This is a genomic window from Streptomyces sp. NRRL F-525, from assembly GCF_000716605.1.
Classification (GTDB): Bacteria; Actinomycetota; Actinomycetes; order Streptomycetales; family Streptomycetaceae; genus Streptomyces.
In genome coordinates, this window is the sequence record NZ_JNXE01000034.1 from 85,378 (window position 1) to 107,057 (window position 21,680).

The 21,680-nt window shown below is 72.8% G+C and carries 15 protein-coding genes; 12 read left to right on the plus strand and 3 right to left on the minus strand.

Features of this window, described 5'->3' with window-relative positions:
* Positions 1–23: 23 nt before the first annotated feature.
* Positions 24–3,866 carry an amino acid adenylation domain-containing protein gene (locus tag OO69_RS36305; RefSeq protein ID WP_033285159.1) on the minus strand — a complete coding sequence of 1,281 codons (3,843 nt, stop codon included), beginning with the start codon at positions 3,864–3,866 and terminating at the stop codon, positions 24–26.
* Between the two features lie 162 nt (positions 3,867–4,028).
* Between OO69_RS36305 and OO69_RS36310 the strand changes: the two genes are divergently transcribed.
* The 11 genes from OO69_RS36310 (at position 4,029) to OO69_RS52155 (ending at position 14,574) form a co-directional block, all read left to right on the plus strand.
* Positions 4,029–4,604 carry an NADPH-dependent FMN reductase gene (locus OO69_RS36310; RefSeq protein ID WP_051801449.1) on the plus strand — a complete coding sequence of 192 codons (576 nt, stop codon included), beginning with the start codon at positions 4,029–4,031 and terminating at the stop codon, positions 4,602–4,604.
* A 182-nt stretch (positions 4,605–4,786) separates the two neighbouring features.
* A complete protein-coding gene (epsC, locus tag OO69_RS36315) occupies positions 4,787–5,377 on the plus strand; it encodes a serine O-acetyltransferase EpsC (RefSeq protein ID WP_033285175.1) in 591 nt (196 codons plus the stop codon).
* A gap of 43 nt (positions 5,378–5,420) precedes the next feature.
* Entirely contained in the window at positions 5,421–6,356 is a 936-nt protein-coding gene (locus OO69_RS36320; RefSeq protein ID WP_051801450.1) for a PLP-dependent cysteine synthase family protein, read from the plus strand.
* Complete coding sequence (locus tag OO69_RS36325) at positions 6,353–7,624, plus strand: MFS transporter (RefSeq protein WP_033285160.1); 1,272 nt, start codon at positions 6,353–6,355, stop codon at positions 7,622–7,624. Before OO69_RS36320 ends, OO69_RS36325 begins: the two co-directional genes overlap by 4 nt.
* A gap of 56 nt (positions 7,625–7,680) precedes the next feature.
* Positions 7,681–10,191 carry an ATP-grasp domain-containing protein gene (locus tag OO69_RS51535; RefSeq protein WP_106971169.1) on the plus strand — a complete coding sequence of 837 codons (2,511 nt, stop codon included), beginning with the start codon at positions 7,681–7,683 and terminating at the stop codon, positions 10,189–10,191.
* On the plus strand, positions 10,188–10,928 hold the full coding sequence (locus OO69_RS36340; RefSeq protein WP_033285161.1) for a hypothetical protein: 741 nt from the start codon (positions 10,188–10,190) through the stop codon (positions 10,926–10,928). Before OO69_RS51535 ends, OO69_RS36340 begins: the two co-directional genes overlap by 4 nt.
* Positions 10,929–12,194, plus strand: a complete 1,266-nt coding sequence (locus OO69_RS36345; protein ID WP_033285162.1) for a hypothetical protein — start codon at positions 10,929–10,931, stop codon at positions 12,192–12,194. It abuts the gene before it with no gap.
* 27 nt (positions 12,195–12,221) lie between these two features.
* Positions 12,222–13,181: a cysteine synthase A gene (gene cysK / locus OO69_RS36350; RefSeq protein WP_033285163.1), complete on the plus strand. Its 960-nt coding sequence runs from the start codon at positions 12,222–12,224 to the stop codon at positions 13,179–13,181.
* 1 nt (position 13,182) lies between these two features.
* A complete protein-coding gene (locus OO69_RS36355) occupies positions 13,183–13,398 on the plus strand; it encodes a tautomerase family protein (protein WP_033285164.1) in 216 nt (71 codons plus the stop codon).
* On the plus strand, positions 13,395–14,378 hold the full coding sequence (locus tag OO69_RS36360) for an ATP-grasp domain-containing protein (protein WP_051801452.1): 984 nt from the start codon (positions 13,395–13,397) through the stop codon (positions 14,376–14,378). Before OO69_RS36355 ends, OO69_RS36360 begins: the two co-directional genes overlap by 4 nt.
* A gap of 40 nt (positions 14,379–14,418) precedes the next feature.
* On the plus strand, positions 14,419–14,574 hold the full coding sequence (locus OO69_RS52155; protein WP_158713467.1) for a hypothetical protein: 156 nt from the start codon (positions 14,419–14,421) through the stop codon (positions 14,572–14,574).
* Between the two features lie 85 nt (positions 14,575–14,659).
* Here OO69_RS52155 and OO69_RS36365 read toward each other — a convergent pair whose 3' ends face one another.
* Positions 14,660–17,677: an AfsR/SARP family transcriptional regulator gene (locus OO69_RS36365; RefSeq protein ID WP_033285180.1), complete on the minus strand. Its 3,018-nt coding sequence runs from the start codon at positions 17,675–17,677 to the stop codon at positions 14,660–14,662.
* A gap of 224 nt (positions 17,678–17,901) precedes the next feature.
* Between OO69_RS36365 and OO69_RS36370 the strand changes: the two genes are divergently transcribed.
* The gene (locus OO69_RS36370) at positions 17,902–21,168 is read left to right on the plus strand and encodes a BTAD domain-containing putative transcriptional regulator (protein WP_051801456.1); all 3,267 of its coding nucleotides are present in this window, start codon (positions 17,902–17,904) and stop codon (positions 21,166–21,168) included.
* Here the strand turns inward: OO69_RS36370 and OO69_RS36375 are convergent.
* Positions 21,155–21,680: NPCBM/NEW2 domain-containing protein (locus tag OO69_RS36375; RefSeq protein ID WP_033285165.1), on the minus strand; the 526-nt coding region annotated here is incomplete at its 5' end. The two genes, OO69_RS36370 and OO69_RS36375, sit on opposite strands and share 14 nt — an antisense overlap.

Here is a 21,680-nt window from a genome sequence, read left to right on the forward strand (position 1 = left end):
CCCAGAAGGTCACCCCGCACCCCTCAACTCCCCATGGCCGCCCGCACCGCGGCCACCAGCTCCCCCACCCCCCGCTCCTTGAGCACCTCGTAGTGATCCCCCTCCAGATCGACCACGACCGGCGGCTTGGCGGAGTACCCGGACGCACCTTCCAGGAACGAGTAGTCGTCGCCCCGCGCCTTGAACACGGTGATCGGCGCTTCGACCCTCCGCTCCGCCAACTCCCGGAACGTGTAGTCGAATTCGTACGTCGTCGCGACGATCCGGGTGATGCGGCGGATCGTCTCCTCGTCGAGGGCCGGGAGGAACTCACCCACGTAGGACACGAAGCTGTCCTCGTCCCGGGTGGCGGCGAGGCAGGCGTCCAGGGCCGGGCCGTGGATGGTGCCCGCGAAGACGGAGAAGAGGATCGTCACGTACGCGGGGTTCGTGTACGACGCGTCGCGGCCCCAGGTCTGTCCGTCCGCCCGGCGGACCTCCGGGTTCCCGGGGCAGATCAGCAGCAGGCGCTCGACCTTCTCGCCCGCCCGCTCCAGCTGCCAGGCGGCCTCGAAGGCGACCCGGGCGCCGAAGGAGTAGCCCCACAGGGTGTACGGCCCGCTCGGCTGGACGCGCCGGAGCTCGCGGAGATCGGCGCTCGCCATCTCGCGGATGGTGGCGTACGGGGTCTCGCCCGCGTTGATGCCGTGCGCCTGGACGCCGAAGAAGGGGCGGTCCAGGGCGACTTGGCCGCCGAGGAGACGCAGGTTCATCGGGTAGCCGCCGAGCCCGGGCCAGCAGAAGACGGGGGCGAAACCGCCCTCGCGGGCCAGGGGGATCAGGCGGGACACGGGAGTGGTCGGGGCCTCGTCGATGCGCGCGGCCAGTTCACGCAGGGTCGGTGCCTCGAACAGGGCCTGGAGGGGGAGTTTCGTGCCGTACTCCCTGTTGATCCGGTTGACGAGGGCGACCGCGATCAGTGAATTGCCGCCGCTGGCGAAGAAGTTGTCCTCGGTGGAGACCTCGGCCGGGTCGGGGTACTTGAGCGCCGTGCCCCAAGTCACCGACAGGCGGACCTCCGTGGGGGTCTCCGGTGCGACGTACGGACCCGTCGCGCGGGCCGAAGTGACCTCGGGGGCGGTCGCGAGGGCCTTCGTGTCTATCTTGCCGTTGGCCGTCAGGGGGAGCACGTCCAGGACGAGGACACGGCTCGGGAGCATGAAGTCCGGGAGGGACCGGGCGAGTTCGTCGCGGATCATCTCGGCGGGACCCTTGGTGTGCACGGCGTCCTCGCGCATGCCCTCGCTGGCGACCTGCTCGGCGCTGACCCGGCCGCCGAGGAAGAAGTACGACGCCCCGCTCGCGATGCCGGCGGCGGCGAGGATGTCGTTCAGGCGGCGGGCGGCCGGCAGCGGGTGCCCGGTCTTCGAGGAGTAGCCCGAGGACATGAAGCCGAAGCCCGGGGTGCGCTGGAGGTGGTGCAGCCGGGTGCCCAACTCGACGTACTCCAGCCAGGGTTCGGCGGCCCGGCCGACCGCGCTGACGCCGAAGCTCGCGCGCTCGTACACGCCCTGGTTGATGGCGATGACGTGCCGGGGTTCGATCAACTCCTCGCCCAGCGGCTCCAGTCGGCCCTCGCGGTAGCGGTACTGCCCGCCGGGCAGGCCCTCGACGCGGCCGGGGTGCGCCTGCACGAACAGCTCGGTGGAGTCGTGGTGCGGCTCCTCGTCGTCGTCCGGCGTGATCGCGAACGTGCCGAGGTAGTAGTCCTCGTCGGCGACGTCGAGGGAGTCCTTGACGGCGGGGAAGTGGCCCAACGGCCGTACGGTCAGACCGTGTTCGGGGAGCACCTCCTCCAGGACCCCCACCATGTGGCCGGTCTCGAATTCCAGGACCTCCTGGATGTTGGTCTTGTAGACCGGCTCGATCGCGCGCCGCTTGCCGAGGAAGTGCAGGACGAGCCCGCCGTCCGGGCAGTGGCCGCTCGGGTCGCCCACGCGGACCAGGGTGTGGTCGGCGGGGTGGTGGTAGTACACGCCGGGCGCGAGGCCCGCCGCCCCGCCGGACTCGATGTGCAGCTGGGTGGCGTAGAGGGCGCCGGGGGAGGCGTAGGAGTACTTGGGGAGCAGCCGCTCCTCGCTGCGGAATGGGCCCAACCAGCGGAGAACAGAACCGAGTTGGTCGATCGAGAGATCGGCGAGCGGGCGCGGGTGCCGGGGCGTCCGGCGCGGGGCGAGCAGGTCGAGGAGGTCGGTGCGGGTGACCGGGCCGCCCTCGTAGAAGCGGTAGGTCTTGCGGGCGAAGGCCGCGCGGCGCTGTTCCGGGGTCGCCTCGCGGCCCGGGAGGGCGATGACCGGGCGGCCCGCCAGCTCGGCGGGTTCGCGCAGGCCCGGGTTGGAGAGCTGGGCCCTGACCTGGAGTTTCGACGCCTTGGACTGGTGGTGGGCGCCGTGCGCGCCCTGGTCCATGACGGCGGCGGTGCGGGGGTTCAGCTCGACGCAGGCGACGAGGGCCTGGTGGCCGGTGCGGGCGTCGTCGGTGACGAGCGTGGCCGCGCGGCGCACCCAGGTGTGCTCCTCGATACGGGCCGCGACCTCCTCCAACTCGACGCGGTAGCCACGGAGTTTGACCTGGTTGTCGGTACGGCCGACGAACTGGAGCGTGCCGTCCGGGTTCCACAGGCACACGTCACCGGTGCGGTACAGGCGCTCGCCCGCGGCGAACGGCGAGTCCACGAACCGTTCCCCGGTCTGCTCGGGTCGGCCGAGATAGCCGCGCGCCAACTGGACGCCGCCCAGGTGGAGTTCGCCGCTCTCGCCGATGTCGACGGGCGCGCGGTCCGCGTCGAGGACGTACGCGCTCAGGCCGTCGACCGGGACGCCGATCGGGACGGTCGCGCTCGCGCCGCCGCCCAGGTCGTCGGGGTCCACCTGGTGGGCGGTCGCGTTGATGGTGGTCTCGGTCGGGCCGTAGAGGTTGATCAGGGAGACCCCGGGCAGCTCGGCGAGGAGGTCGCGGGCGAGCCGGTGGGTGAGGGCCTCGCCGCCGGAGAAGACCCGCTCCAGCGAGGTGCAGGAGCCGAACTCCTCGGTGTCCAGCAGGGCTTGGAGCAGCGTCGGCACGCACTGGAGGGTGGTGACCCCGCCCGCCCGTACCGCCGCGAGGACGGCCTCGGGGTCGCGGTGGATGCCGGGGGCGCCCATCACCACCCGGGCACCGACGGCCGGGGCGAGGATCTCCCACTGGGCGGCGTCGAAGCTCATCGGCGTCTTCTGCAGCACCGTGACCTGCGGGCCGAGATGACCGCAGTCGGCAAGCCAGCGGAGCTGGTTGACGACGGCCCGGTTCTCGATCATCACGCCCTTGGGGCGACCCGTACTGCCCGAGGTGTAGATGACGTAGGCGAGATGGTCCGGGGCCGGCACCGACGCGACCGGTGCCAAGTCGCCCTCGGTGGGCGGGTCCTGCGGGGTGAGGACCGTCGTACCGCGCGGCGCCAGGGCGGTGACCCGGTCGCGCAGATGCGGCTGGGTGACGACGACCGAGGTCCCCGAGTCCTCCAGCATGTAGCGCAGCCGGTCCTCCGGGTAGTCCGGGGACAGCGGCAGATAGGCGGCGCCGGCGGCGAGGATGCCCCACGCGCCGACCATCAGGTCCAGGGACGGCTCCGTGAACAGGCCCACCCGGGTGTCGGGGCCGATACCGAGGCGGGCGAGACGGTCGCCCAAGTCGCGGCTACGGCGCTGGAGTTCGCCGTAGGAGAGCCGGGTGTCGCGGTGGTCGACCGCCGTCGCGTCGGGGCGCAGGGCGGCCTGGTGCGACAGCAGGTCGGGCAGGGTGCTGCCCGTGAGCGGTATGCCGGACGTCAGTGCACTCGCGGTCTTCATTGGCGTGGTTCCCCCTGTTGATCAGCCGCTGATCAGGTTGCGGGCGGGGGCTACCGAAGGCTTCCCGTGCCGGTACCGCCCGGTGCGGGACCGGCACGGGACGGGTTCGGGACCGGGGGGAGTCAGGCTCGGAGCCAGCCGAGAACTGAGGGGCAAGCCGCCGTGACCAAGATCGTGCTCATCTCCGGGAGTGTCCGCAGGGACTCGCTCAACGCGTCCGTCCTCGCCACCGTGCGCCGCCTGCTGACCGGGCGGCCGGACGGGGACACGTACGAGATCGAGTCGCTGTCCGTGGGCCTGCTCCCGCACTTCGACTGGGACGTCGAGCAGGCGGACGACTCGCCCGCCGTGCGCGCCGCCAAGCAACTCGTGGGCGCGGCCGACGCGTTGTTCATCAGCACCCCCGCCTACAACGGCGAGATGCCGGGCGTCCTCAAGAACGCCCTCGACTGGCTCTCCCGCCCGAACGGCGACAGCGCCCTGACCGGCAGAACCGTCGCGCTCACCAGCGCCTCGCCGGGTGCGCGCGGCGCCGTGGACGCGCAGGCCGCGCTCGCCCGGGTGCTGACGAAGTGCGGCGCGCGGGTGGTCGACCACGAGCCGGTCGCCGTCGGCCGCGCGGGCCAACTGCGCACCCCCGAGGGCGACTTCACGGACCCGGAGACCGTCGCGGCCCTCACTGGGCTGATCGACGTGACCTTGGCGGCGCTGCGGGAACCGGCGGAGGCGAACGCATGAGGGACCACGAACGTGGCGTGCCGGGGCCGACGGCGGGTCTGTACGGACCGGCCGTCCCGCCCCTGACGGAGGGGCCGCGCGGAGCGGCTCCCTCGCGCCCGGCGGACGATCCGCGTGAACCCGCCTTCCCGCGCCCGGTGGAAGGCTCGCACGAGCCCGCCTTCCCGCCCCCGGCGCACGGCCTGCTCCGCACGCTCCGCGAAGACCTCCGCGTGGTCGTCGAGCGCGACCCGTCCATCCGCAGCCGCCGCGAGGCCCTGCTGCACCCGGCGCTGCCCGCCCTGTGGACCCACCGGGTCGCCCACCGCCTGCACCGCCGTGGCCACCGGATCACGGCCCGCCTGCTGGCCTACGGTGCCCGGCGCGCGACCGGTGTGGAGATCCACCCCGGCGCCGAGCTGGGCCGGCGGGTGTTCATCGACCACGGCGCCGCCGTGGTGATCGGGGAGACCGCGCAGGTCGGCGACGACGTGACGATCTACCACCAGGTGACGCTCGGCGCGGTCGGCTGGTGGAGCGACGTGAAGCGGCCGGAGGGCGAGCGCCGGCACCCCCGCGTCGGCAACGGCGTCGTGCTCGGCACCAACGCCACCGTGCTGGGCCCGGTCACCATCGCCGACCACGCCGTCATCGGCGCCCAGGCGCTGGTCAACAAGGACGTGCCCGCGTACGCCCGGGTCCTCGCACCGACCGCCGTCATCCGGGCCAAGGGGCATCAACCCCGCCTGATGGAGGACCTGTTCGCGGTGACCGCGTCGGCGGGGTCCTGGTGACCGCCCGCACCGCCCACCGCCCGCTTCCCACCGAGGACCGCCCATGCCTCTGTCCGTAGTCGACAGCATCGCCGACCTCGTCGGCTCAACTCCCCTCCTGAGGCTGCCCCTTGAGGGCACGGACGCCCGGGTGCTCGCCAAGCTGGAGTGCGCCAACCCGCTGTCCAGCATCAAGGACCGGGCCGCCCTGTTCATGCTCCGGGCCGCCGAGGAACGCGGCGAACTCCGGCCGGATGACACCGTGGTGGAGTCGACGTCCGGCAACACCGGTATCGCGCTGGCCGCGTTGGCCGTCGCCCGCGGCTACCGGTGCCTGATCGTGCTGCCCGACAACGCCACCCAGGAACGCGTCCTGACCCTGCGCATGCTCGGCGCCGAGGTCGAATTCACCGACCACACCCTCGGGTTCGCGGGCTGCGTGGAACACGCCGAGAAGCTCGCGGCCGACCTCCCCCACTCCTGGTACGCGAGCCAGCACACCAACCCCGACAACGTACGCGCCCACTACACGACCACAGGACCAGAGATCTGGCAGGCCACTGAGGGCCAAGTCACCCATCTGGTCTGCACGGTGGGCACCGGCGGCACCCTCACCGGCACCGCCCGCTACCTGCGCGAACGCAACCCGGAGCTGCGGGTCGTCGCCGTGGAGCCCACCGGCTCCGCACTGCTGTCCGGCGGCGCGCCCGGCCCGCACCGCATCCCCGGTCTCAACGGCGGCTTCATCAGCCCGGTCACCGACGTCGAGTTGATCGACGAGGTGATCGCGGTCTCCGACGAGGACGCGGCGGCCGCCACCCGCGCGATCGCGGCCCGCACCGGACTCCTCGTCGGCATCTCCTCGGGCGCCGCCGCCCACAGCTGCGCCGAACTGGCCCGCCGCCACGACCTGTTGGACGCCACCGTGGTGACCGTCTTCCCCGACACCGGTGAGCGGTACCTCAGTTGGTGGCCCGAGGACGCGGAGGCCGACCGGTGAACTTCAAGGAGCTGCACCCCAACCTCCGGCTGCGCATAGGCGTCGCCTTCGTCCAGCGGTTCTTCGACATCATGCTCGTCCCGCTGATGGTGATCCACTTCGCGAAGCTCTACGGCGCCGCGACCGCCGGCCTCATGACACTGGTCGTCGCGCTCGCGGCCATCACCTGCAACCTCGTCGGCGGCCACCTCTCCGACACCTACGGCCGCCGCCCGGTCCTGCTCGGCGGCGAACTCGGCGCCTGTCTCGCCTACGCGGGCCTCGCGTTCGTGGCCTCACCGGCCGGTGGCGGCAACGGAGTCGTCCTCTACGCGCTGTACCTGCTCGCCGCCTGCTCGGCCGGCACCGCGCTGCCCGCGAACGACGCGATGCTCGTCGACGTCACCACCGTCGAGTCCCGCACCGCCATCTACACGATCAACTACTGGTCCACGAACATGGCGTTCATGCTGGGCTCGCTGGTCGGCGGCTTCTTCTACTACGGCTACTTCTTCCAACTCCTCGCCGCAGCGGCCGTATGCCTCGGCGCGGTCTTCACCACCACGTTCCTCGGCATCAAGGAGACGGCACCCGAGGACGGCGTGGCGAACCCGCGCGGGGTCAGGTCCGCGCTCACCGGCTACGTCTCCGTCGTCCGCGACCGGGTCTTCCTACGGCTCATCGTCGCCGCCCTGCTGATCCGCTCCATCGAGGTGCAGATCTCGTCGTCGATCGCGGTACGCCTCGGCGACCACTTCACGACCCAGGACCTCATCGACCTCGGCCCGTGGCACGTCCGCGTGAACGGCGTCAACATGCTCGGCATCATGCGGGCCGTCAACACCCTGCTGGTCGTGTGCTGCGCGCTGTGGGTCGGCAAGCTGCTCGGCAAGGTCGGCGAACGGCGCCGGCTGATGGGCGGGATCGTCGTGTTCACCGCGGGCTACATGGTGTGGGCGGTCAGCGGCGACGCCTGGACCCTGATCGTGGCGACCTTCGTGGTCACGGCGGGCGAGCTGATGAACGCCCCTGTTAAACAGACCCTGTTGGCCAACTCCGTGCCGGACGCCTCCCGCACCAAGTACATGGCCGCCTACGGCCTCCAGGTCCGCCTCGGCCTCCTCGTCGGCTCCCTCTGCGTGACCGTCAGTGCCCTCGTCCCACCCTGGGGCATGGCCGTCGTCTACGCCGTCTTCGGCCTCACCGCGATGGCCCTGTACCAGTCGCTGTTCCGCGCCCAGGACGCCCGCACGGCCGCGGTCGCCCACCCGGTGCCGACCACCACCTGAGCAGCAACAGCCGTATCCCGCACCCCTCCTGCGCATCTTCCTGAAAGGGCCCAGCAGTGACCGAGAACAACCGGATCCTCATGGTCCAGCCGTACCGCCAGCTGGTGGAGAAGGCCGTGGCCGCCGGCTTCGAGGTCGTCTCGATCTGGGACCCGACCCTCCAGTCGGAGGAGTACCTGCGCGAAGTGGCAAGTCACTCGGCCGAGTTGCTGTACGCCGACTTCACCGACGAGCCCGCCCTGCGCACCCTGATCCGCGAGAGCGCCCTCGCCCACGACGTGGCCCACGTCCTGCACCTCGGCAAGGAGTCCACGATGCTCCCGGCCGCACTGGAGGCCGACGCGCTGGGCCTGGCCCTCAACCCGCCCGAGGCCGTCCGCCGCCTCAACGACAAGGCGGCGATGCGCGAACTCCTCGCCGCACACGCACTCTCCCCGATGCGCAGCGCCACGACCGACACCCCCACCGAAGTCCCCGCCCTCCTACGGGACTTCGGCTACCCGGCGATCGTCAAGCCGACCCGTCTCCAGGGCAGCGCGGGCGTCCGCCTGGTCCGCACCCCCGATGAACTCCGCGCCTGGCAACAGGAGTTGCAGACCTTCGCCTACGACGGTCCCGTGGTCGTGGAGGAGTTCCTCGACGGCCCCGAGTTCAGCGTCGAGACGCTCAGCGCGGCCGGGGTCCACCAGGTCGTCGGCATCACCGCCAAGCAGGTCACCGACGGCGATCTGTTCGTGGAGACCGGCCAGCTCTTCCCGGCCCCGCTGCCCGCCGAAACGGCCGTAGGAATGGGCGAGTTGGTGACGGCACTGCTCGACGCGGCCGGACACCGCTTCGGCCCCGCCCACACCGAGATCATCCTGACCGCCGACGGCCCACGCATCGTGGAGTCGCAGGCCCGGCTCGGCGGCGACCGCATCCCGCACCTGATCCGCGTAGCCACCGGCTTCGACATCGAGGCCGCGATCTTCGAGGCACTCGCGGGCCGCCCCTTCACACCCGGGGCCGCCGCCCGCTCGGCCGCGATCTCCTTCTTCCAACTGGAACCGGGCCGTATCGAGAAGCTCGAAGGCGAGGACTCCATCAGGGAGTTGGCGTACGTCCACGACGTGCGCTTCCCCTACGGTCCCGGCGACGAACTCCCCGTCACCGTGCACTCCGGAAGCCGCCACGGGTTCGTCGTGGTCGAGGGAGCCGACGCACGGGAGACCGAGGAACGGGCGCGCACGGCAAAGGAGTTGCTGCGGGTGACGTACACCTCGGCGCTCCTGAACGCCGTACAGCCGCAGCCCACGCAGCCCACGCAGCCGATGGTGCCCGAGCGCACCCTGCTCCTCCTCGGCCATCTCACCGAGCCGCTGCGCATCGCCAAGTCCCTCGGTCTGAACGTGATCCTGATCCAGCACAAGGACAAGTTCGACCCGGAACAGGCGAAGCTCGCCGATGTCACCTTCGTCGCCGACTTCACGGACTGGGCCGTGGTGGAACCGCTGGCCAGGGCCGCCCACCAGGTGTGGGACTTCGCCGCCGCGCTCTCCCTGACCGAGCCGGGACTGGAGATCGCGGGCCGGATCAACGACCTGTTCGGGCTGGGCGGAACGGGCTACGAGACGGCACGGCTGCTCCGGGACAAGCTGGCGATGCGCCGCCATCTCGCGCACGTGGCACCGGAGTTCGCGATCGGTGCCGGTCCGCTGACCGACCGGGAGAGCCTCGCCGCGTTCGGGCCCGCGCACGGCTACCCGTTCGTGGTGAAGCCCACCGACCTGACCGCCGGGTTCGGCATCTTCAAGGTGTCGGGTCCCGAGGACGTCGACGAGGTGTGGCGGCACATCGAGACGCTGCGCGCCGACGGCGTCGACCGGGGCACCACGCTCTACCAGGTCGGCGGCTACCTCATGGAGGAGTACATCCCGGGCCCCGAGTTCAGTGTCGAGACCTTCAGTTTCGGCGGCCGGCACGTCGTCGTCGCGATCACCGAGAAGCTCGTCGACGAGACCCACTTCGCGGAACTGGGCCACGCCATGCCGGCTCGACTGCGGGCCGAGGACGAACGGCGCATCGAGGCGGCCGTGGCCGCGTTCCTCGACGCGGTCGGCCTCAAGGACGGCCCCGGACATACCGAGTTGAGGCTCTCCCCGCGCGGGCCGCTCGTCATCGAGGGCCACAACCGCAACGGCGGCGGCCGCATCCAGACCCTCGTCGAGGCGGCCTACGGCATCGACCTCGTCCGGTACGCCCTCGCCTGGCCCTTCGGCCTGGTGGAGCCGCTGCCCGCCCGCCCCGAGCCACGCGCCGCCGGCTGCGTACGCGGTCTGATCGGCCGCCCCGGCACGGTCGCCGAGATCACCGGCGCCGAGGAACTCCGGGCCCACCCGGACGTCCTCGCCGTCGACATCGCGGCCCGTAAGGGTTCCGTCCTGCGCGCCGCCCGCGACAACTGGGACCGCCTCGGCCTGATCGCCGTCACCGCCCCGACCACCGACAAGGCGGTGCTGCTGTGTGAGGAGCTGGCGGCGACCGGCCTGACGGTACGCATGGAGACGGAAGAGGAGGCGCGGGCATGACGGTCGTCGTACTGCACCGGCGGTCCCTGGGGGATCTGCCCTACGGGGAGTGGCTCGGCGGGGACGCGATCGTGGTGGACTCCTCCAGCACCGCCGCCGACTCCGACTCGGCCACCGCCGAACTCGCCGTCCTGAGTCTCGCGTCGAACACGCACATCACCGCCCTGGTCGCCCTGCACCCCGACGACCAGATCCGCGCCGGTTCGCTCCGCGACCACCTGGGTCTCGCCGGGCAGACCCGGGACGAGGCCGTGGTCGGCGCCGACGCGATCCGAGCGGCCGAGCTGCTCGGCGGAGCCGGTGTGCCCGTAGTGCGGCGGGTGCCCGCCGCCACGATCCCCGATCTGTACCGGGCCGCCCACGCCTGGGGATATCCCCTACGGGTGCGGCGCGGGCGCGGCCCCGAGCGGGCGGTTGTCGCCGAGCTCGCGGACGAGAGCGCGCTGCGTGCCTTCGCCCGGGGCGGTCTCGCCGAGGGCGCCACAGCAGCGACCGCCGGGCTCACCGTCGAACCCGCGACGAGCGGACCCCGGCACCACGGCCCCGGCACCCCCGCCACCGACGCGGCCCTCGCGGTGCTGCCCGCCGTACCGGGTCATCCGCTCGAAGTCGACGCCGTACGCGACGAGTTCGGCACCTGGCGCGTCGACACCGTCCGCTACACGGGACACACCGCCGACGCACGCCACCTCGTGTGCGCACAGGCACGGCAGTTCGAGAGCGTGGAGGCGGTCTGAATGAGTGTTCTCGTCCTGCACCAGGTCGGATCCTTGAACGCGGTCCCCTACGACACCTGGTTCGCCGACCACGCCGGTGACGTCCTGCTGCTCGCCTCGCGCGAGAACCTGGACCGGGTGGGGGAGCAACTCCCCTCGCCCGGCGCCGGATACGCGCACGCCGAGTCGGTCGACGGCTACGACACGAGCGGCCGCCTGGAGGAACGCGCCCTGGACCTCGCGCGCGAGCACGGCGTCACCCACGTCGTCGCCCCGCACGAACGGGACCTCGAACGGGCCGCCGTACTGCGGGAGATACTCGGCCTGGCCGGCCAACGCACCGACACCGTCCTGCCGTTCAGGGACAAGTCCCTGATGAAGGAGCTGGCGGCGGCGGCCGGGGTGCGGGTGGCCGCGTACCGGGAGATGGAGACGGCGACCGACATCGTGGCGTTCGCCGACGCGCACGGCTTCCCCCTGGTCCTCAAGCCGCGCGACAGCGCGGGCTCGGTCGGCCTCCATATCCTCGGCAGCCGCGAGGAGTTGGACACCTACCTCGCCGAGGACTTCGACCTCTACGGCCCCGACCTGCCGAACCTCATCGCCGAGGAGTACGTCCCCGGCCCGCTCTGCCACATCGACGGCCTGGTGCTCGGCGGCCGGCTCGCGCTGGCCTGGCCCTCGCAGTACCAGTACGCCCTCGCCACCTTCGCCACCGACACCGGACCCCGGATCGACCTCACCCTCGACGTGGACGACCCGCTCTCGCACCGGCTGCTCGCGTTCACCGAGCAGCTGCTCGCGGCGCTGCCCGGACCGGAGAACTTCGCCTTCCACGCGGAGGTCTTCCACACGCCCGACGACGAGCTGGTGCTCTGCGAGATCGCCTGCCGCACGGGCGGTGCCGCGATCCGCGACATCGTGACGCTGCTGTTCGGCGCGGACCCGACGGAGAGCTGGCTGCGCGCCGAACTGGGCCTGCCGGTGGCCGTTGAGCAACTCCCCGCCGGTGAACGGCCGTTGCCGCGCACCATGACCGGCCAGCTGGTGCTGATGAAGCGGCCGGGGCGGGTGACCGCCGTACCGGACGCCGTGCCGCCGGAGTTCCCCTGGGTCGAGCGGTTCCGGGTCTTCGTGCAGCCCGGTCAGACCCTGGCGGCGGCCCGGACCTCCTCCGACTTCCTGTGCACGGTGCTGGTCTCGGGCCCCGACCGGGCGGCCGTGGAGGAGCGGTTGCGGCAGGTCGAGACCTGGTTCCTGGAGCAGCTCGTGCTCGAAGACGCCTGACCCCTTCCCGACCCACGTGAGGACACCGTGCCCCAGCCCATCGCCGACAGCATCGCCGACCTGGTCGGCTCAACTCCCCTGATCCGCCTGCGCGTTGACGAAGCCGCCGACGGTGTACGGGTGTTGGCCAAACTGGAGTCCGTGAACCCGCTGTCCAGCATCAAGGACCGGGCCGCCCTGTTCATGCTCCGGGCCGCCGAGGAACGCGGCGAACTCCGGCCCGGCGGAACGGTCGTAGAGGCCACCTCGGGCAACACGGGGATCGCACTGGCCGCCCTTGCCGCCGCGCGCGGCCACCGCTGTGTGATCGTGCTGCCCGACAGCGCCACCGCCGAACGCATCGCCCTGCTGGGCGCGTTGGGCGCGGAGGTCGTCCGCACCCCGCGCGAGGCGGGGTACCAGGGCGCGATCGCCCGGGCCGAGGAGATCCACGCGGCCACGCCCGGCTCCTGGTTCACCCGGCAGCACGAGAACGAGGACAACGTCCGTGCGCACTACGAGACGACGGGCCCCGAGATCTGGGCGGACACCGGCGGCCAGGTCGACGTCCTGGTGTGCGGGGTCGGCACCGGCGGCACCCTGACCGGCATCGCCCGCTACCTCAAGGAGCGGAACCCGGCGGTGCACGTCGTGGCGGTGGAACCGGAGAACTCCCCGGTGCTGTCGCGCGGTTCGGCGGGCCAGCACCGCATCCCCGGCCTGAACGGCGGCTTCGTCGCGGCCACCACCGATGTCTCCCTCATCGACGAGGTCGTCACCGTGACCGACGCGGACGCCCTGCACACGGCCCGTGAACTCGCGCGCGGCCAGGGCGTGTTCGTCGGCGTCTCCTCCGGCGCGGCCGTCCACGCCTGCGCCCGGCTCGTCGCCAAGCCCGAGTACGCGGGCCGGACCGTCGTCACCGTGCTGCCCGACACCGGCGAGCGCTACCTCAGCCTGTGGCAGGACGACACCACCCCCAACACCCCTGACAGCAAGGAGCATTGACATGCCGGTGATCACCGTCGACTGGTGGCAGGGCAACGACCGTGCCGCCCGCGCCGAACTCGTGGCCGAACTGACCGCCACCGCCTCCCGTATCGCGGGCTGTCCCAAGGAGGCCGTGACCGTCCTCGTCCGGGACGTGGCGCACGACCACTGGGGCAGCGGCGGCACCCTCGCCGACGAACTCGTCGGACCGGACCGGTCGTCGGCCGGCACATGAGGTGCGGAGCCGACCGGCGGCTGCTCCTCGTCCAGCCCTGTCACACCTCGGTGGTCAGGGCCGTGGCCGCCGGGTTCCGGGTCTGGTCGGTGCAGGACCCGGCGCTGTGCGCACCGCACTGCCTCGCCGAGACCGAACGGCTCTCGCAGGCACTGCTGTTGACCGACACCGGCGATCCGGTGGCCCTCGCCGCCCTGCTGGGCAGGACCGCCCGCCGGCACGGCATCGCCCAGGTGCTGCACCTGGGCGACCGGCGCCGTAGAGCCGCCGCGTTCGCCGCCGCCGACGCGGCGGGGCCGTCGGCGACCAGTCCGCAGTCCGTGCGGCGGATCCGCGACCGCACCGCGATGCGCCGTCTGCTGAACGAGGACGGCCGCTCGGCGGTGCGGGCCCGGGAGGCCCGTTCGGTGGGGGAAGTCCCGGCTCTGGTAAGGGCGTTGGGGCTGCCGCTGGTCGTCAAGCGGACCGACGCGGCGGGCGGTCACCATGTCACCCGGATCAACTGCCCGGGAGACCTGGCGGCCTGGACGGCCCGTCGGCAGGCGGACGCGGCGCCGGGGCCCTATCTGCTGGAGGAGTACCTCGCCGGGCCCGTCTTCGGCGTGCACACCCTGACGGTCGACGGCGCCCACCACGTCCTCGCCCTCACGGCCCGGCACCCCGCGGGCGGGCCCGTCACCGAGCTGTACCCGGCGCCGCTCGACACCCACGTGCGGTCCGAACTGCGGGCGGCGGCACGGGCGTTGCTCGACCTGGCCGACTACCGCTCCGGGCCCGCGTACACCCGGCTGGTGCTCACCGAACGGGGCGCCCGCGTGGTCGCCGCCGAGGCGTCCCTAGTTTGTCGTGAACCGCAACTCCCGCGCGTCGGCGGGGGGGTCGATCCCGATCTGTGGCTGTTCCGCGCCCTCGCCCAGGAACAGCCGGTGACCAGTGGTACTCGCACGGTATCGCTTCGGGATCGCTCGACGGCACCATGAGGGACGTCGAACGACATCACCACCACAGGGGGGAAGAGCGATGCGCAGGAAGACGGTCGGGCTCATAGGGATCGTGGCGGCGGTTCTGGTACTGGGCTGGGGGACGGCCACCGAGCTGCCGGCGAACAACGGAGGCCCCGACGCGACGGTGGCGGCCCCGCTGAACAACGGCGGCCCGGACTTCATCTCCGGCTGACGGCACGCCTACGGCACGACAGTGCCCCGCGCCCGTACGTCCGGGTGCGGGGCACAACCGTAGCTCCGTCGTGGGCAGTTGAAGGTCAGCCAGGACCCTCCGACATGGCGGGCATGTCCATCGACGCGAACAGCTCGTCGGCCTGCGTCCGGTGCAGGCGCGCCGTCGCGCCGTCGCCGAGCGCGGCGGCCGCGTGCGCCATCCCGTCGTGGGCGCGGGCCAGTTCCACCCGGTACTCGATGGCACCGGCCCGCCGCGCGGCGCTCCGGTGCAGCTCCAGGGCCTGCGCGTGCGCGCCGCGCTGCCGGTGCATCCGGCCGACGATGTTCTCGACGTCGCAGCACCGCAGCGCCGTACCGCGCTCCCGCACCAGGTCCAGGGCCTGCTCCGCGTACGCCGACGCGGAGCGCTGCCGGCCGAGACGCTGCTCGGCGTCGGCGGCGAGCGCGAGGGTGAGCGCGAGGTCCTCCGGGAACGAGGACTCGTCACCGACGGACATCGCCTCGCCGAGGCACGCCCTGGCCCGCTCGGGCTCGCCGAGGCCGAGCAGGGCGATCGCCAGGTCGTTCAGGGCCGGGATCTGGCTGACCGGCTCACCGTGCGCGCGGCGCAGCTCGACGGCCCGCTCGGCCGCGGCCGCCGCCTCCTCGTACCGGCCGAGCCAGGCGCAGACGGTACTGAGGTTGCACAGGGCCATCTCCTTGCGCATGGCGTTCTCGTGCAGCTCGATGCTGCGGACCAGGTTGTCCCGGCCCTCCTTCAGATGGCCGAGGCAGCTGTGCAGCAGCCCCAACTGGTCGAGGCTGACGGCCTGTCCGTGGAGGTCGCCGGCCGACCGCGCGATCCGCAGGGCCTCCTCGGCCGAGGCGAGGCCGTCGCGGAACTTGCCGAGCTTCCAGTGCGAGGACGTCAGGTTCGACAGGCCGGCGCGCAGGGCGGAGGGGTCGCCGAGCCGGCGGGCGGAGGCCACCGCGAGGACGGCCACGTTCTCGTACTCGTCGAAGGAGCCGCGCAGGTTCAGATAGAACATGGCGTTGCGGGCGAGCTGCCCGGTCTGCACGTCGAGGCCCTGCTCATGGGCCACCGTCACCGCGGACAGCAGCGCGGAGTGCTCCTGGTCGAACCAGCCGCGCGCCTGCTCCACCCCCTGCAGCGGCGGCAGTTCGGCCACGTCGGCGGGGGCCGGTGTGGCGTGCCGGGCCCGGCGCGGGAACAGCACCGCGCACGCCTGCTCGGAGGCGGCCACGTAGTAGTCGAGGACCCGCTCGAGGGCGGCGTGGTCGGTGGCCCGGGCGGCGTCGGTGCGCAGGCTCTGCGCGAAGCTGCGCACCAGATCGTGCAGCGTGTACTGCCCGAGCGTGTGCTGCTGCACCAGATGCACGTCGAGGAGCCGCTCCAGGATGTCCTCGGCGGTCCGCCGGTCCGTGCCGAGCAGCGCGGCGCCGGAGTGCACGTCGACCTCGGTCCCCGGATGCAGCCCGAGCAGCCGGAAGGCCCGGCGGTGTTCCTCCTCCATCGCCTGGTACGACAGCTGGATGGTCGCCGCGACACTGCGCTCGCCGGAACTCAGCTCGCCCAGCCGCCGCGTCTCGTCGCAGAGCCGGTCGACCAGGTACTGCACGGTCCAGCGCTGGCGGTTGCGCAGCCGGGCGCTCGCGATGCGCAGGGCGAGCGGCAAGTGGCCGCACAATTCCGCGAGTTCGGCCACGGCTTCCGGCTCCGCCGCGGTCCGCCGCTCGCCGAGTGTCTCCGCGAGCAGGGTCAGGCTCTCCTCGGGCGGCATCACCCCGAGCGAGATCCACTCGGCGCCGTCCAGGTCCATCAGCCGCGCCCGGCTGGTGACCAGGACCAGACAGCCGGGCGAGGCCGGGAGCAGCGGCCGGACCTGGCTGGAGTCACTGGCGTTGTCCAGCAGGAGCAGCACCCGCCGGCCCGCGAGGGTGGCCCGCCACAGGGCCGCCCGGCCGCCCTCGTCCTCGGGGACGCGCTGGTCGGGGACGCCGAGGGTGCGCAGCAGCGCGCCGAGCACGGCGGTCGGCTGCAGAGGCTCCTCGCCCGGCGAGTAGCCGCGCAGGTCGAAGCAGAGCCGCCCGTCCGGGTACTGCTCGGCGAGCTGGTGGGCGGCCCGCACCGCGAGGGAGGTCTTGCCGCTGCCGCCCATGCCGTCGACGGCGACGATCCGCGTCCCGTCACAGGGCTCGGCGGCGTGCCGCAGCAGGGTGCGCAGCTCCTCCTCGCGGCCGGTGAAGTCCGAGAGGTCGTAGGGGAGCGTGGACAGCGACGGGGCGGTGGCGGGGGCCTGCGGTCCCGCGGCGGCGGGCAACTGCGGCTCCGGGCCGGTCAGTTCGTCGCTGTCGCGCAGGATCGCCTCGTACAGCTTGGTCAGCCGGGGGCCCGGGTCGATGCCGAGTTCCGCGACGAGCAGGTCGCGGACCCGGCCGTACTCCTCCAGGGCCTCGGCGGCGCGGCCCGAGCGGTACAGGGCGAGCATCAGCTGGCCGCGCAGGGTCTCGCGCAGCGGGTGCTCGACGATCAACTCGCGTAGCTCGACGACGAGTTCGCGGCTCTCGCCCTGGTCGAGGCGGAGCTGGAAGAGCTGCTCGGCGGCGGCCAGCCTGCGCTCGTCGAGGGCGGTGGCAGCGGCGGCGAGGGTGGTTCCGCCGGAGCCCGCCAGGACGGGCCCGCGCCACAGCGCGAGCGCCCCGCGCAGCAGATCGGCGGCCTGCGCGGCGGCCCCGGCGGCGAACTGCTCGCGGGCCTCGCCGGTGAGCCGGGTGAAGCGGCTGAGGTCGACCTGCTCGTCGGCGACGGCGGCACGGTAGCCGGGCCCGTCGGTGACCAGCAGTCCGGCCCCGCCGGGTATCCGGCGGCGGAGGTCGGCGACGGCCTTGCGGATCTGGTGGACGGCCGTCGCGGGCGGCTCCTCGTTCCACGCGGCCTCGACGAGACGCGTTACCGGCACGACACGTCCGGGCTCCAGCAGCAGGGTGACGAGGACCCGTTCCTGGATCGGCCCGCCGAGCCGCAGCCGCTGCTGGTCGGCCCAGATCTCCAGCGCGCCCAGGATGTTGAAGTGCACAGCCTGCGGTGCTGCTCCGGTCAACGCGTCCCCTGCCCCCATGAAACGTGCCGAAGTCCAGGTAGGGGCTTCGGCTGCGCAGCCTAGGCCCCTGTGAAGGCTTTGGCTGTATACGGACATTAACTGTTCACACATAGTCGTTGCACAGATCCGGGAGGTGATGGGCAGCACACCCCAAACCACCCCATCCGACCGCCCCGCCGCGAAACCCCGTGCCCCCGCCCCGCCCGCCCGGCGAGAATGGTCCGGTGCGGTACAGAATCCTGGGCAGCACCCGGGCGGACGACGAACAGGGCACCGGCGTACCCCTCGGCGGTGCGCGCCTGCGCGCCCTGCTCGCGGCGCTCGCCCTGCACCCGGGCCGGAACATCCCCTTCGCCACCCTGATCGACGAGGTGTGGGCGGACGACCCTCCCCAGGACGCCCCGGCCGCCCTCCAGGCCCTGGTCGGCCGCCTGCGCCGCACCCTCGGTAAAGAAGCGATCGTTTCCGACCCCGGCGGCTACCGCCTCACGGCGACCCGCGACGACGTCGACCTGTTCGTCTTCGAACACCTCACCCGCAGAGGTACGGCCGCCTTGGACCGGGGCGACGCGACCGCCGCCGCCCGCGACCTCGCCGAGGCGCTCGCCCTGTGGCGCGGCCCCGCGCTCGCCGACCTCCCGGACCGTTCCGCCGCCGCCCGCCCCGACGCGCTCCGCCAGGAGGCCACACGCGCGCGTGCCGAGGCCGACCTGCTGCTCGGCCGCGCCGCCGACGTCGTACCGGAACTGAGGGAACTGACCACGGCGCATCCCTACGACGAACCCCTGCACGCCCTCCTCATCCGCGCCCTGCGCGCCTGCGGCCGCGGGGCCGACGCCCTCGCCGCGTACGAGGCGGCCCGGCGCGCGCTCGCCGAAGGGCTCGGCACCGACCCGGGGCCCGAACTCCGTGCCCTGCACGGGGAGTTGCTCGCGTCGACGGCACCCGCCAGTACGACGCCCCCGGCGCCTGGGCGTCCCGAACGCAACGGCAACCTGCGTCCACGGCTTACCTCTTTCGTCGGCCGGGAACCCGAGATCGCCGCCATCCGTTCCGAAATGCACAGGGCCCGCCTCGTCACCCTCACCGGACCGGGCGGCTCCGGAAAGACCCGTCTCGCCGAGGAAGCCGCCGCCGGGCTCCCGCAGGCGTGGCTCGTCGAGCTGGCCCGGCTCGACCGGCCGGAGGCGGTGCCGGGCGCGGTGGTCAGTGCCCTCGGTCTGCGCGAGACCGCGCTGCTGACCACCGAGTCGCTCAGCACGCAGGACGACCCGGTCGCCCTGCTGGTGGAGTACTGCGCCTCGCGCGGCCGACTCCTGATCCTTGACAACTGCGAACATGTCATCGGCGCCGTGGCCGACCTCGCCGAGACCCTCCTGACCCGCTGCCCGGGGCTCACGATCCTCGCCACCAGCCGTGAACCCCTGGGCGTCCCCGGCGAGTCCGTGCGCCCGGTCGAACCCCTCGTCCCCGACCAGGCCCACCGCCTCTTCACGGAGCGCGCCACCGCCGTCCGCCCCGACGCGCGGGCCGTGCTCCAGGACACCGAGGCCGTCGCGGAGATCTGCCGCCGCCTCGACGGCCTGCCCCTGGCCATCGAACTCGCCGCCGCCCGGCTCCGGTTGCTCACCCCGCGCCAGATCGCCGACCGCCTCGACGACCGCTTCCGCCTCCTCACCTCGGGAAGCCGCACGGTCCTGCCCCGCCAGCAGACCCTGCGGGCCGTCGTCGACTGGTCCTGGGAACTGCTCGACGAGGCGGAGCGGACGGTGCTGCTCGAGGTCTCCGTGTTCGCCGGCGGCTGGGACCTCGCGGCGGCCGAGGCCGTGTGCACCGGCCCCGCGGCCCACCTCATCGGCTCCCTGGTCGACAAGTCCCTGATCGTGGCCACCCCGGGCGACACGGACGGCGGCATGCGCTACCGCATGCTGGAGACCATCCACGAGTACGCCGTGGAGCGCGCCGCCGAGACCCCCGGCCTGCGCGCCGCCGCCGAGCGCGGGCACCGCGCCTGGGTCCGCGCCCTCGCCGAGGAGGCCGAGCCGCTCCTCCGCTCCGGCGACCAACTCCCGTGGATAGCCCGCCTGGAGACCGAGCTGGACAACATCCGGGCCGCCCTCGCCCGCTCCCTCGCCGCGCGCGACGAGGCGGAGGCGGGCGCCCTGGCCGTCGCCCTCGGCTGGTTCTGGTGGCTGCGCAACTTCCGCCCCGAGGGCGCCGAATGGGTCATCCGCGTCCTCGACCTGGCCACCCCGGAGGGTTCCGCCCAGGACCCGTACGAGGCCTACGTCGCCGACCCGGAGGCGGACGCCCGACACCCCCTGCACGCACTGCGGATGGACCTCCGGCTGCTGAACCTCTTCCTCAGGGCCGAGTCCGAGCTCCTGGGCCGGACGGACGACGAGCTGGCGGACGAGCGGATGCGGCGGTACATGCAGCTGATCCAGGGCTACTTCGCCGCCGGCGGCCCGCGGTCGGCCCGTATGCCGGGGCTCATCTGGCCGCTCACCGCCTACTTCCTCACCGAGTCGATGGAGATCCGGCCCGCCATGGAGGCGTCGGTCGTCAACGTCCGCGCCCACGGCGGCGACTGGGAGAACGCCGTCATGCTGATGTTCCGCACCCACCTCCTCGTCGACTCGCCGGGCGGCATGACGGGCATCGACGAGGACCTGAAGACGCTGAAGGCACTCTGCGGCCGCGTCGGCGACCGCTGGGTACGCGCCCAGGTGTCCAGCGCGGTCGGCGAGGCCGCCATGGTCCGCGGCCGCTTCGAGGAGGCGCGGACGGCCTACGAGGAGGCGCTGGAGCTCGCCTACGAGGTCGGCGCCTACACCGAGACCCCGTTCCTCATCGCCCGCCTCGCCGAACTCGCCTTCCGCGAGGGCGACCGCGACAGTGCGATGGCCGGCCTCGACCGGGCGACCGAGGAGGCCGACCGGCACGGCGTGGTGGACGCCCGCGCGTTCGTCCTGATGCTGCGCGCGCACATCGCCCTGGAGGACGGGGAGATCGCACGCGCGCGGGAGTTGAGCGACCTGGCCCGGACGGAGAGCGAGAAGGGCACGCCCCCACCGCAGTTCAGGGCCGGCTTGAACGCGGTCGCCGCCCTGGTCACCGCCGCCGAGTCCGGCCCGGCGCACGGCCTGGAGCTGATGGTCGCCACCCTGCGCGAGGCCGTCGAGGAGCGCTGCGCCGACGCGGTGATCGCGATGCTGGTGGACCAGACGGCCCTGCTCTGTGCCGACCTCGGCGAACTCCCGCGCGCGGTACGCCTGTTGGCCGCGGGCGACCACTGGCGCGGCGGCCACCCGCGCCCCATGCCGGAGCGCGCCCACGTCGAACACACCGAGACCGCGGCCCGCACCGCCCTGGGCCCCGGGCGCTACGCCGCCGAACGCGCCCGCGGCGAGACCCTCACCCTGGACGAGGTCCTGGCCGACCTGCCCACCACGGCACCGCTCCCGACACCGCGCCCTACGTGCACGTGAACTTGGACTCCGCCCAGTCCGCCAGCGCCAGGTCGTCGAAGGAGCTGTGCGGTTCGACCACGAGCCGTACAGTCTTGCGCCCGGCGATGTCCACATGCACCGGCACCGCGGGATCCCCGCCGTCGATCTCCCCGGACCGCCACAGCCGCACCCCGTCGGCGTACACCGCGAAGTACACCTTGCCGATCCCCAGCATCATGTCGTCGACGCCGACCGTCGCGTCGTAGGAGACGCACGGGCGGTTGAGGTCGATCGTGACGGAGGACCGGCCGTGCACGGTGGCCCCGTGCGCGTACCGCGTGCCGCCGATCGAGACGCCGTAGCGCTGCCACACCCAGCTGCTCTGGCCGAGCTGGATCTCCGGCGCGGTGCCGTCGCCGTTGACGTTGTACGAGAGCTCGCTGACCTGGAAGATCGTCGGCGCGGGTGGGGGCGTCGGCGTCGGGGTCGGGGTGGGCGTGGGCGTCGGGGTGGGCCTGGGGGTCGGCTTCGGAGTCGGGGTGGACTTCGGG